Source organism: Streptomyces sp. A18 (assembly GCF_059026065.1).
In genome coordinates, this window is the sequence record NZ_JBWLKL010000033.1 from 39116 (window position 1) to 51015 (window position 11900).

Below are 11900 nucleotides of genomic sequence, written 5' to 3' on the forward strand. Positions count from 1 at the left end.
GCCTCCCCCTATCCCCTCCCCCATCCCCCTCCCCCATCCCGACACCCACCACATGACCAGCAGAGAAAGGGACCTATCGTGATTGACCCCGCTGACTACGCCCTGTGGAACAGCGGCGTGCCACGCCCGTACCTCAAGGCGCTGTCCCGCGACGACCTGCTCGCCGAGGGCGACGGCGTGCGCGTCCGTGACTCCGGTGGACGCTGGTACCTGGACGGCCGCTCAGGACTGTGGAACGTGACGCTCGGCTACGGAAACACCCGCGTCAAGGAGGCCATCAAGCAGCAGGTGGACCGGCTGCCGTTCGCCAACAGCTACGGCTACGGGCGCCCCGCGCAGGTCACCGTGGACTGCGCCGAGGCTCTCGTCGGCCATCTGCCCGAGGGCATCAACCACGTCCGGTTCGCCAGTAACGGCGCCCAAGCGGTGGAGATGGCCCTCCAGCTCTCGCGCTTCCTGCGGCTGCGGGCCGGACAGCCCGAGCGCATGGCCGTCTTCGCCATGTGGGACGGCTTCCACGGGCAGGGGCCGGGCGCGGGAATGGTGACCGGTGTCCCCTACCTGCACCACCAGACCGGACCGATGCTCCCCGAGGTGCACCACGCTCCGGGCCCGTTCTCGGCGGGCGCGACACCGGGCGTCAGCGACATGGAGCGGCTGATCACCGAGTTCGGTCCCGAGCGGGTGACCGCGGTGATCGTGGAGCCCGTGGTGGGCGAGGGCGGGCACATCCTGTCCCCCGAGTACCTGGGCTCCCTGGGGCGGTTCTGCCGGGAGCACGACATCCACCTGGTCTTCGACGAGGTCGTCACCGGCATGGGCCGGGTCGGCGACTTCACCCGCGCCGGCCAACTGCCCGATGTCTCCCCCGACATCATCACTCTGGGCAAGGGCATCACCTCCGGCTACGTGCCCATGTCGGCCGTCGCCATCCACGACCGTCTCTACGACCAGCTGCACGATCGCACCACGGGCGACACCGCGCTCAGCGTCGGTTCGACCAACGACGGCCACGCGGTGGCCGCGGCGGCGGCGCTCGCGGTGATCGGGGCGCTCACCGAGGACGGAGTGCTCGAGAACGTGCGCCGGCGCGAGGCGGACATCCTCTCCGCCCTGGGCAAGCTCCAGGCCCAGCACCCCGAACTGCGGGCCTTCCGCGCCCTGGGCCTGTTCTGCGGACTGGAGCTCGGCGAGCCCGGCGGTCCGGCCTGGTCCCCGGGCAAGGTGAACCAGCTGCGCATGGCCCTGGAGAGCCGAGGAGTGCTGAGCTCCAGCCTGCGCGTCGTACCGAATCTGATGCTCATGCCGCCGCTCGTCATCACCGAGGACGACGTGGCGGAGATAGCCGGCGCGCTCGACGGCGCGCTCACCGATGTGAAGTCGGGCCGGCTGCCCCAGGCCGGCTTCGCCAAGGCCATGGGATGACCCGGCGGGGCCAGGGGACGACAGCGCTTTTTCTCCACGTGATGGAAGGTGAGTGACGACATGTCCGGTGCGCACACCGAACGCAAGACGAGCAAGCAGTGGCAGGAAGAGGCGGCGGAGGAGTGGGACCGGTACGCCGACATCTGGGACAGCTGGACCCCCGATGACAGCCGGGACGACGCCGAGGAGGCCGCGGACTTCCTCGCGGGCCTCGCCAAGGACGGCTCGGCCCTGGAGCTGGGGATCGGGACGGGCCGTGTCGCACTGCCGCTGGCACAGCGCGGCGTGCGGGTGGCCGGTATCGACGCCTCGCCGAAGATGCTCCTGAAGCTCAAGGAGAAGCCGGGCGGGGACCAGATCGAGGTCTTCGAGGGCAACTTCGCCGATGTCGACGTCAAGGAGGACTACGACGTCGTCTTCATCGCCCTCGCCACGCTGTTCGTCCTGCCCGACCAGGACGAGCAGGCGCGCTGCCTGGCCAACAGCGCCAAGCGGCTCAAGCCCGGCGGGCGGCTCGTCGTCCAGAACATCGTGCCGGACATGACCTACTACCAGCGCGGACGGCAGAACGACTACGGAATGACCGAGCCGTTCCGTATCTCCGGCCGTCTGGCCGGGCATCCGCGCCTGGCCTGGTTCGAGATGAACCACGTCGACCCGACGACACAGATGGTCAAGCGCACGGACGTCATCATGAGCGAGAAGGGCAACCGCATCATCGCGGCGACCATGCGCTTCGTGTGGCCCTCGGAGCAGGACCTGATGGCCCGCCTGGGCGGCCTGGAGCTCGAGGACCGCTGGGGCGGCTGGCGCAAGGAGCCCTTCCACTACGACAGCAGGGACGCGGTGTCCGTCTACCGCAAGCAGTGACCGTCCAGCGCCGGACGTGACCGAGGCCGGGAGCGGCGACCAGCCGCTCCCGGCCTCGGCGGGTGTACGGGCCCCGCGTGCGGCTCAGGCGGACGCGGGCCGCTCGGTGGCGAAGGGGTTGCGGCCCTCCGGGTCGAGGGCCAGGCGCCGTTCGGGGTCGGTGACGCCGAGGCCCGGCTTGGGCGCCAGGCACAGGACACCGACCTTGCCGAGGTGTTCGTTGCGCTGGACCAGGGCGGCGGCGTCACCGACCCGGTCCAGGGGGTAGACGTCGGACAGGACGGGGGTGAGCCGGCCGAGCTGGAAGAGGCGGTTGCACTCCCACTGCTCCTGCAGATTGGCCGCGTGGCTGCCGACGATGCGCTTGAGGTTCATCCACAGGTAGCGGTTGTCGAACCGGTGGTCGTAGCCGGTGCTCGAGCCACAGGTCACCACGGTGCCGCCACGTCGTACGACGAAGACGGACAGGCCGAAGGTGGCCTTGCCGACGTAGTCGAAGACCACGTGCGGATCTTCGCCGAGTTCGTCCCTGATGGCCCGCCCGAGCCGCTTGCCCAGCTCGATGGTCTGTTCCGGCGTGAGGTCCGACTGCGTGCCGAGGCCGAGGTCGGCGCGGTTGATGACGACGTCGCAGCCGAGCCGGCGCAGCGCCTCGGCCTTGCGCGGCGAGCCGACCACGCCCACGGCGATCCCACCGGCGTTCTTCACCATCTGCAGGGCGTAGCCGCCGAGGCCGCCCGCGGCACCCCAGATCAGCACGATGTCGCCCTGCTTGATCCGTGCACCCTTGTCGCTCACCAGCATCCGGTACGACGTCGCCGCGGTGAGCATGACGGAGGCGGCTTCCTCCCACGTCAAGTGAGTCGGCTTGGTGAGGAGTTGGCTGGCACGCACCACGGCGTAGTGGGCGAGACCGCCGAAGTTCGTCTCGTAGCCCCAGATGCGCTGCTCGGCGCCCAGCATGCCGTCGGCGTGCGTGGCCGGTTCCTGGTCGTCCACCTGGACGCAGCTGACGACGACGTGGTCGCCCGGGGTCCAGCGGCGCACCCCGGCGCCCGCGCGCACGACGACACCGGCCGCGTCCGATCCGACGACGTGGTAGGGCTGGTCGTGGCGGCGGGCGAACCCGCCCTGGCGGCCGAGCCGTTGGAGGAACGAGAACGTGGGCACCGGCTCGAACGTCGCCGACCACACGGTGTTGTAGTTGATGGAGCTGGCCATCACCGCCACCAGCACCTCGTCCGGGGCCAGTTCGGGCATGGGTACGGTGCCGACGTGGAGGGTGGTGCGGACGTCGCGTTCCTCTCCGGGGGCGAAGCGGTCCACGTCCGCCGCCCGCAGGTGCGCCGCCACGTACTCGCGGGGCGGTGCCAGGGCCTCCCACTCCTTGGCCGGCGCATCGGCCAGCACGGCCTCCGTCAGCGCGTCCATGGCAAACCTCTCCCTCTTCGGTGCTGCCGGGCGGGCAACTCCCCTCCCTGTCAGCGATTCCACGCGTGCCCGAGCCTGCCCGTACAGGCATTGGGGGTACTCAAACGGGCAGCAGGACGAGTACTTCCGGGGCGTAGGTAGCCGGTGCCGCCCTCACTACGCTGGTGGGTCCAACCCCCGTTGAGTGCGCCGATCCAGGGTGGGCAGAAGCAGATGACCGGAGAGTTGAGGCAGGACCGTTCGGCGGGCGCGGACGGCCGGAGCGGTACCGACGTGCTCGTCGAACGCCGCGGCCCCGTGCTGGTGATCCGACTGAACCGGCCGCGCGTACGCAACGCGCTGACCCGGGCCATGGCCGAACGACTGGCCGCGGCCTTCACGGAACTGGATGCCCGTACGGAGCTGCGGGTCGGCGTCCTCACCGGCACCCCGCCGGCGTTCTGCTCCGGCATGGACCTCGGGGCCTTCGCCCGCGGGGAGCGTGCCTCCCTGCCGGGTCGTGGCTTCGGTGGTCTGACGGAGCAGCCGCCGAGCAAGCCGCTGATCGCCGCAGTGGAGGGCGCGGCGGTCGGCGGTGGTTTCGAGATGGTGCTCGCCTGCGACATGGTGGTGGCGGCGGACGACGCGACGTTCGGGCTGCCCGAGCTGCGCCGAGGCCTGGTGGCCGCGGCCGGCGGACTGCTGCGGCTGCCGCGGGCGATCGCGCCGGCCGTGGCGATGGAGATGGCTCTGACCGGCGAACCGATCGATGCCCAGCGCGCCTTCGCGCTGGGTCTTGTCAACCGTGTCGTGGCGCCGGGGACGGCTCTGACGGCTGCCTGCGAGCTCGGGGAGAAGATCGCCACGCACGCGGACCACGCTGTCCTCGCGAGCAAGAGCATCCTTGCCCGGGTGCGCGACGGGGAGTTGGCGGAGGAGTACCGGTCCCACCGCGAGCTGTTGTCCGGGATCCTCGACTCCCCGGGCGCGCGGGCAGGCGCGCGTGAGTTCGTCCAGGGGCATCCGGGAGGGCCGCGATGACGTGCACGGGTGGCGGCCGGGTGGGTCAACCCCTGGCTCCGGTGGTCACTCCGGCCTGGGACGAGTACTTGCGGAACAGTTCACGTCGTCCACTGACGCCCAACTTCCGCAGGGCGCTGCTGACTTGGTTCTTTATGGTCTGCGAGGCGAGGGAGAGTTCGGACGCGATTTCCTCGTTGGTGTACCGGCGCAGTACGAGGCTCAGGACCTGTTCCTCCCTGCGGGTGATGGCGGGCAGCCCGTCGGGCGTGACACTGCGGACGTCTATGTGTTCGCGTTCGTTCTTGCCGAGTATCCACATGCGTTGGCCGTTGTACGTGCGCACCACCGCGTCCACGAGTTCCGAGCTGCCTACGCTCTTGTGCAGGAAGCTGTCCGCCCCCGCCGATATGGCGGAAACGACGGCCCCGGGTGAGGTGTCTCCGGTGAAGACGACGACCCGGGGCGCGTTTTCCATCGCCTTCACCCGTTGGCAGAGATCGGCACCGCTGGTCGCGCCGTCCAGTTCCAGTTCGAGGACGACGACACCCGGGCGGGAGGTTTTGACGGCGTTCCATGCCTCGTCGCTCGTGGCGGCCTCCGCGGTCCACGCAACTCTCGTGTCGAGCAGCGACGAGAGCGCGTACCTGACCACGGGATGATGATCGACGACGAGTACACCTAACGCTTGCATGTGGGGGACTCCTCACACAGTGAGTGCAGCGGATGGTAGTCAGGTCTGCGATGCTCCGAGATGCGCCTGCGCCACGCTCCGGATGCCGTCCCGGGGGCGGCGCGTCAAGACGAGCGGGATCAGTCGCCGCGTGGGGCCCGATGGCCGCCCGCACGGCTGACTCCAGGGGAGCGGGCTGGTCAGGCCGACGCTCGGAGCCATTCAATGTCACGTAATCAATCGTGAGACAACACCCCGTTGGACATTCCGAAAACGGAATCAGTCGTTCCTAGACACCCCGTTGGACATTCCGCGTTCGGATTCAGTCGTTCCTCCTTGCGCGTCCGCGGATGGCAGACGACTGGCTAGAGACTGTCACGGACGCATACTTTCCCGGCAGCCTCCAGTCGTACCATGTACGAGAAATCGTACGGTACTCACGGTACCGAAGGTAGCTCAGATCGGGAAAGTCCGGACAACGACTACCGGCCGCTTCACGGCAGTCGGCGAATCCGTGACCAGCGAGCGACATGGCATGCACATGCCTCTGTACATTGTCCGGATGGCTGACAGCACTCTCTGGATCGCCTCACTGACCGCCGGCACCGCGGTCCTCGCCAGTTGGGTGTCCGGGCGGGCCACCGCGAGGGCCGCCACCATCCAGGCAGGCGTGGCCGCCGATGCCCAGCGGGGCGTACGGATCCGCGAGACCCGCCGGGCCGCGTACGTGAGCCTGATCGAACAGGCCCACCGCATGGCCGACCTGTACTGGAAGGTGTCCGACGTCCACGCGACCAGCACGCACACGACGCAGGTCCCCGCCCTGCAGGAGATCAGGGTGAGCCTTCGCGAGGAGTACGGAAAGCTGCGTCACCTCGTCTGGATCGTCACCCTGGAAGGCCCGGATCACGTGGCCACGGCAGCAGAAGACCTACGTCTCGCGACACGGCCGCCCTTTCGGGCACTGGAGGCCTCGATCGCGGGAGATGCCGACGCCGTACGGGAGTTCGACGCCTGCTACGACCCCTTCTGGAAGTCCGTCCTGGCGTTCGTGGCCGCGGCACGCACCGCCGTCCACGACATGTAGGCACTTCGCGGGAGCGGAGGCAGTGCCTGCGCGTTGACGCGGAAGCGAGAGCCCGATCACCGGCAAGGAAGGGAACACCGATGACGACCACCGCACCCGATCCCCGGCAGCCGGCGGCACAGGACCGCATCGCCGCGACGGTCGCCTCCCTGCAGACCGACCTGGCTCGCACCGACACCAAAGCGAGCCTGCTCCTCGCACTGTCCGGAGCCGCACTGGTGGCACTGGCCTCGAACGCACCCGACCTCCACCCGAGTGTCCCGGCCGCCGTGGCCGCGTCCCTCGCTGCCGCGGCACTGCTGGCCTCGACATTGATCCTGTTGCTCGCGATCCGTCCGCACCTCGGAGGAAACGGCTGGACGACCTGGTCCCGGTTGAGCACCGACCAACTGCGCGAACTGCTGGCATCCGGCTACCAGGTGGAGCACCTGGGGTTCATGTCCACACTCGCCCGGCGGAAGTTCCGGCTGATCCGGATCGCCGTGGACTGCATGCTCGCCGGGCTCGGCCTCCTGGCTCTCACGGCTGCCCTCGTCGCGGCGGCCTGAACCTGCGATCACCGATGCCGACCGGCCGGCACGGGCTATCTAGGATGTGCCGATGCAGCCCGTCGCACCTCCCCTGATACCGGCGAACGAACTCCGGCCCGGCCGTCACTGGTACGGCACAGCAGCCGTGACAGCCGTCGTACTGATCGTGCTGGGTGTGGGCATCGGCGTGTACCGGTTCAACAACGCGATCGACGCGGTGGACACCGGCCATCAGTTCACGGACGGTGACGCCTTCGCTCTCCGGCTCGAGCCGGAGAGCCAGAGGACGATCTGGATCAGGGAACGGGGCCCGTCGGCCTCCCAGAAGTGCAGCTTCACCGGGCCTGGCGATGCCACCCTCACCTTTCCGGGCATCGACTTGTTCCTCACCCGTGACGAGACCTGGAATCCGCTCTACACCATCGACGTGTCGCGGGCAGGCACCTACGAGGTCACCTGCACGTCCCAAGGACCGTCCCGGTACGCCATCGGGGACTCCGGAGGCCTGATCACGTTGGTGGGCGGGCTGATCCTGGCCTTCGCTCTCCCTGTCATCGGAATCAGCATCGGCATGGTGATCGCCCTGGTCACCGCCGTCCGCCGCCGCGGCCATCGCAAGCGGCTGCTCGCCGGCGAACGTCGCCCCGCGCCCCGAAAGAGCTGACTCCCAACTGCCGACAGGATCACGTCCCATGAGTTCAGAGCGATGGACCACGCATGCGATCGAGCTGAGGCCCACCTGTGTCATCAAGCGGTTTCGGGACGGGGACCGCGAGCGCGGTGGGCGCGAGTGGCGTGCGTTGACGGTGCTCGGCACGTATGCGCCCGGCCTCACTCCCGAACCCTGGGCGTCCGATCTTGCTGCTCCTGAGCCCTGGGTGAAGATGTCGCGGCTGGACGGGATGCCTCTGCGTGGTTCCGTTCTCCGCGACGAGCACATCAAGGCTCTGGCGGAAGCGGTGAGGGAACTTCATGCTGCGGTGCCGCCCGACGTACTTGATGAGATCCCCCCAAGGCCCGGCCATCAAGGGGATCTGGTCGCCCACATCCACTCCTGGTTTCCGCGGGCCCGCCCTCATGTCAGCGGCCGGGTGGGCGAGGCCATGGACGCCGGTCTGGCCTGGATCACTGGGTCGGGCCTGGAAAGCGGTGGCCGACCGGGCGTTTCATGGGTCTTCGGGCCGGGTGACGGCAATCTCGCCAACTACCTCTGGAACGGCTCCAAGGTTCAGGTCGTCGACTTCGAGGACTCGGGCCGCAGCGATCGCGCCTTCGAACTGGCGGAGATCACCGAACACGTGTCGAGCTGGGTGGAACACCCGCTGGATGTCCCGTCGTTCCTGGGGCACTGCGACCTGACCGCGGCAGAAGCCACGCGGCTGCACGACTGTCGCAGACTCCTCGCTCTCGTCTGGCTGTTCCTGCTCGCCTTCGATGACACCGACAACCCCAGGAACCCTCCCGGCACCGCAGAGCGACAGGCCGACCGCTTGCTGACCCTGCTCGCCTGAGTCACGCCGTGTGGTCGGTCAAGGCAGGATCTCGACGTACCCGTCGGTTCCGTGCACGCGGATCCGCTGGCAGTCCCGGATCAGCCTGGTGGCCTGCTCCACGCCCACGACGGCCGGCAAGCCGTACTCGCGGGCTATCACCGCGCCATGGGTCATCAGGCCGCCCACCTCCGCCACAAGGCCCGCGATGGAGACGAACAGCGGCGACCAGCTGGGGTCGGTGAAGGTCGTGACCAGGATGTCGCCCTCTTCAAGATCGGCATCCGCCATGTCAAGGATGACGCGGGCGCGTCCCTCGATGGTCCCCGCGGAAACCGGTACGCCGATCAGGGCGCCGTCCGGCACGTCGTCACGCCGGTACGACCCGGTGAGGGCCTCACCGTCCGATGTGAGCACCCGGGGCGGTGTGAGCGCGTCGTACGAGAGGAACGCGTCCTTGCGCTGCTGGATGAGCTGGTCGCCCATCTGCTTGGAACGCACGACGTCGTGGAGTTCCTGGAACGTGAGGTAGAAGATGTCCTCCTCCTCGGCCAGCACGCCCGCTTGCACCAAGCGCTCGGCCTCCCCCAACAGCGCCTGCTTGTAGAGGAAATAGCGGCTGACGATGCCGTACTTCGGGTACTCCCGGTACCCGATGAAGGTCCTGACCCGGTCGATCATCCGCTTGGCCCGGTCGGCCTTCTCGTCCCCGTCCGGCAGGGTCCGCAAGCGTGACAGCACCTCTTGTTCCTTCTGCTGCGCCTTCTGCCTTCCTTGCTCGAAGCGGCGCTCGGCGGCGCCCGGTTCGAAGTTCCTGACGTTGTCGAGGATGACGGGCACGAGTGTGGTGGGGCGCTCACACCAACGCGGCCTCGTGATGTCGATCTCGCCCACGCAGCGCATGCCGTACCGGTCGAGGTAGGCCTTGATGGCCTCGCGTGCTTCCGTCCCGCCCGGGTATGTCGCCAGCTCGTCCAGGAAGCCCTCGTCCTCGACACCCTGCAGGAACGCCACCACTTCCGGATACGGCCGGATCGCGTCCGCGACGTCGAGCAGCGCGAGTCCCATCTCGGAGGTCACGTTGTCGGGGGCGGACAGCGTGAGCGTGTCCGCCGCGTTCTTCTCCCCCAGCCACTCCTGCAGCGTGTCGTTGAGCCACCACGTGGCCTCCATCCCGGCCATGATCGCCTGCATGCTCAGTGGATCGCCGAGCACGCGCTTGTGCTCCTCGAAGGCCTCCAGCAGGAAGTCGAACAGCTCCGGTCCGCTCTTCGTCCGCAGGTCGCGCTCCAGAGCGGCGATGGACGTCTGGCTGCGCTCGATCAACCTGGTGACGACGGCCGGATCGGTCTCGATCGGGGCGGGCGCAGCGCCGACCAGCTGGCCGCCGGGACTCGGGTCCGGGAGCGACGGGACGAAATCGTCGCGGTCGAGGACGGTCTCCAGTGCGTCCCTCACCAGCGGGTCGCCCTTCCCCATGGCATCCAGGAGGGCGGCGCGGCTCGTGGGCGAAGCCAGGCGTCGGGCGACGTCGACGAACAGCCTCCCGCCGGCCGCGTGCATCGGCACCATGGCCGTCAGCTGCCACATGGAAAGCCCCAGGGGCTTCATGGGGTCGGTCATCATCTGCTGGTGGCCGACGGAGACGTAGACGTGGTTCTCCTCGTCGTCGGCCTCGGGGACGGGGAACAGCGTCGTGATCGGCCGGCTCTGAACGATCTGGAAACCGTCGTCGACCAGGCACCATTCGATGTCCTGGGGACGGCCGAAGTGCGCTTCGATCCGCCGCCCGAGCGACACGAGCCGCACGGCCTGCGCATCGGTCAGCGCCGGCTGCTCCTGCCGCTGCGAGTCGATCGCCACTTCCCGCGTGCCGCCGGCCGGCAGGGCCTCGATGGCACGCTGTTTGGCGGCGATCGCCTTGGCGACGATTGCGCCGTCTCGCACCGTGAAGACGTCCGGGTTCACCAGGCCGGAGACCAGGGCCTCTCCGAGGCCGAAGCCGGCGTCCACGGTGGAGACCTTCCGGTGGCCCGTGACGGGGTCGGCCGTGAACAGGACGCCGGACGCGTGCGGGAAGACCATCTGCTGCACGACCACGGCCATGTGGACCGTCCGGTGGTCGATGCCGTTGTGCTGGCGGTAGGTCACGGCCCGCTCGGTGAACAGCGAGGCCCAGCACCGGCTGATGTGCTGGAGGATCGCCGTCGTCCCCACGACGTTCAGGTACGTGTCCTGCTGCCCGGCGAAGGAGGCCGTCGGCAGGTCCTCCGCCGTCGCGCTGGATCGGACGGCGTAGGCAGCCAGCGCGTCCAGCCGGGTGTGTGCGCCGGTGATCGCCGCCGCGAGATCGTGCGGGATGGCAGTGCCTTCGATGGTGCGGCGGATCTGCGCGCTGAGCGTACGGATCGCTTCCCGGTCGTCCGGGTTCAGGCGCGCCAGCTGATCGAGCCGATCATCGATCGACGGCGACTCCGCCATGACCCGGCGGAAGGCGTCCGTCGTCACGCAAAAGCCACCCGGCACACGGATGCCTTCGATCCGCGACAGCCCGCCCAGGTGCGCGCCCTTGCCGCCGACGACCGCGACCTGCGTCGAGTCGACCTCGCGAAGGTCCAACACGTACTGCTCGTTCACTGCGATACCCCCGACATGTTCCTGCTCCATTGCGATGCGGCGGCCGGTCGAACCACCGACGCCCCCATTTCTTGCCGTCCCCGCCCGCGCGAGGAGACCGAAGCTTCAGCCGCGGTCCAACCGGTGGATGCTGACCGCATAGCCGCCGCCCTCATAGGGGTGGGCGTCCCACGTCGCGAAGCGGTCGGCGAGGGTGAGGCCGGCCGCTTCGCAGTAGGCGTCGTACTGCGGCAGGGTGATGCCGGGCGCTACCGGCAGGTGGGCTTCGTCCAGGCCGAATCCGGCGACCAGGAGGCCGCCCGAGCGCAGCGTCGCGGCCAGGCGGCCGACCACCGCGGCCTCCGTACCCGGGGCCAGGAGCGGGAAGATGTTACCGGCGGCGACCACGAGGTCGAAGTCCGCGGCCACATTCAGCTCAGCCAGGTCGAGCGTGGCCAGGTCGGCCTGGATCCATGGCAGTTCCGGCGCCTGCCTGCGCGCCACGGCCAGCATGGAAGCATCGCGGTCGACCCCGACACAGTCGTACCCGAGCTCCGCCAACCGGATCATGACCCGGCCGGTACCGCACCCCGCGTCCAGCACCCGTGCCCCAGCGGGCACCAACGCGGCGCACAACTGTGCCTCGCCGTGCATGTCCTTGCCGCTGTCGGCCAGGGCCGCGAACCGGGCAGCATAGTTCTCTCCGGACGTCCCACCAGTCAGCTCTTCCCAACGGCTCATGGCCCACAGCGTAAGCGAGCAGTGACTCGACGGACGCG

General features: G+C 68.9%; 11 protein-coding genes. 7 read left to right on the forward strand and 4 right to left on the reverse strand.

Going from position 1 to position 11900, the window contains the following annotated elements:
- Positions 1-78 precede the first annotated feature (78 nt).
- Positions 79-1425: an aminotransferase family protein gene (locus AC5P1C_RS33955; RefSeq protein ID WP_493869815.1), complete on the forward strand. Its 1347-nt coding sequence runs from the start codon at positions 79-81 to the stop codon at positions 1423-1425.
- A 60-nt stretch (positions 1426-1485) separates the two neighbouring features.
- Entirely contained in the window at positions 1486-2295 is an 810-nt protein-coding gene (locus AC5P1C_RS33960; RefSeq protein ID WP_493869816.1) for a class I SAM-dependent DNA methyltransferase, read from the forward strand.
- Between the two features lie 84 nt (positions 2296-2379).
- On the opposite strand, the gene ccrA is transcribed toward AC5P1C_RS33960, so the two are convergent.
- On the reverse strand, positions 2380-3726 hold the full coding sequence (ccrA, locus tag AC5P1C_RS33965) for a crotonyl-CoA carboxylase/reductase (protein ID WP_493869817.1): 1347 nt from the start codon (positions 3724-3726) through the stop codon (positions 2380-2382).
- A gap of 213 nt (positions 3727-3939) precedes the next feature.
- Here ccrA and AC5P1C_RS33970 point away from each other — a divergent pair, with 213 nt between their 5' ends.
- The gene (locus AC5P1C_RS33970) at positions 3940-4746 is read left to right on the forward strand and encodes a crotonase/enoyl-CoA hydratase family protein (protein WP_493869818.1); all 807 of its coding nucleotides are present in this window, start codon (positions 3940-3942) and stop codon (positions 4744-4746) included.
- A gap of 25 nt (positions 4747-4771) precedes the next feature.
- On the opposite strand, the gene AC5P1C_RS33975 is transcribed toward AC5P1C_RS33970, so the two are convergent.
- The gene (locus tag AC5P1C_RS33975; RefSeq protein ID WP_493869819.1) at positions 4772-5419 is read right to left on the reverse strand and encodes a response regulator transcription factor; all 648 of its coding nucleotides are present in this window, start codon (positions 5417-5419) and stop codon (positions 4772-4774) included.
- Between the two features lie 541 nt (positions 5420-5960).
- Here AC5P1C_RS33975 and AC5P1C_RS33980 point away from each other — a divergent pair.
- From AC5P1C_RS33980 to AC5P1C_RS33995, 4 genes are all read left to right on the forward strand, one after another.
- Complete coding sequence (locus AC5P1C_RS33980; protein WP_493869820.1) at positions 5961-6485, forward strand: hypothetical protein; 525 nt, start codon at positions 5961-5963, stop codon at positions 6483-6485.
- An 80-nt stretch (positions 6486-6565) separates the two neighbouring features.
- A complete protein-coding gene (locus AC5P1C_RS33985) occupies positions 6566-7033 on the forward strand; it encodes a Pycsar system effector family protein (RefSeq protein WP_493869821.1) in 468 nt (155 codons plus the stop codon).
- 52 nt (positions 7034-7085) lie between these two features.
- Positions 7086-7679 carry a hypothetical protein gene (locus AC5P1C_RS33990; protein ID WP_493869822.1) on the forward strand — a complete coding sequence of 198 codons (594 nt, stop codon included), beginning with the start codon at positions 7086-7088 and terminating at the stop codon, positions 7677-7679.
- Between the two features lie 28 nt (positions 7680-7707).
- On the forward strand, positions 7708-8526 hold the full coding sequence (locus tag AC5P1C_RS33995) for a phosphotransferase family protein (RefSeq protein WP_493869823.1): 819 nt from the start codon (positions 7708-7710) through the stop codon (positions 8524-8526).
- A gap of 18 nt (positions 8527-8544) precedes the next feature.
- On the opposite strand, the gene rph is transcribed toward AC5P1C_RS33995, so the two are convergent.
- Together rph and AC5P1C_RS34005 are read right to left on the reverse strand one after the other, a co-directional pair.
- A complete protein-coding gene (gene rph / locus AC5P1C_RS34000) occupies positions 8545-11142 on the reverse strand; it encodes a rifamycin-inactivating phosphotransferase (RefSeq protein ID WP_493869824.1) in 2598 nt (865 codons plus the stop codon).
- A gap of 105 nt (positions 11143-11247) precedes the next feature.
- On the reverse strand, positions 11248-11862 hold the full coding sequence (locus AC5P1C_RS34005) for a class I SAM-dependent methyltransferase (protein WP_493869825.1): 615 nt from the start codon (positions 11860-11862) through the stop codon (positions 11248-11250).
- Between the last annotated feature and the right edge of the window lie 38 nt (positions 11863-11900).

Coding starts and splice junctions, on each gene's coding strand:
- AC5P1C_RS33985 (WP_493869821.1), top strand. CDS start 6,566: ATGACGACCACCGCACCCGATCCCCGGCAGCCGGCGGCACAGGACCGC.
- AC5P1C_RS33980 (WP_493869820.1), top strand. CDS start 5,961: ATGGCTGACAGCACTCTCTGGATCGCCTCACTGACCGCCGGCACCGCG.
- AC5P1C_RS33995 (WP_493869823.1), top strand. CDS start 7,708: ATGAGTTCAGAGCGATGGACCACGCATGCGATCGAGCTGAGGCCCACC.
- AC5P1C_RS34005 (WP_493869825.1), bottom strand. CDS start 11,862: ATGAGCCGTTGGGAAGAGCTGACTGGTGGGACGTCCGGAGAGAACTAT.
- AC5P1C_RS33990 (WP_493869822.1), top strand. CDS start 7,086: ATGCAGCCCGTCGCACCTCCCCTGATACCGGCGAACGAACTCCGGCCC.
- AC5P1C_RS33960 (WP_493869816.1), top strand. CDS start 1,486: ATGTCCGGTGCGCACACCGAACGCAAGACGAGCAAGCAGTGGCAGGAA.
- ccrA (WP_493869817.1), bottom strand. CDS start 3,726: ATGGACGCGCTGACGGAGGCCGTGCTGGCCGATGCGCCGGCCAAGGAG.
- AC5P1C_RS33975 (WP_493869819.1), bottom strand. CDS start 5,419: ATGCAAGCGTTAGGTGTACTCGTCGTCGATCATCATCCCGTGGTCAGG.
- AC5P1C_RS33970 (WP_493869818.1), top strand. CDS start 3,940: ATGACCGGAGAGTTGAGGCAGGACCGTTCGGCGGGCGCGGACGGCCGG.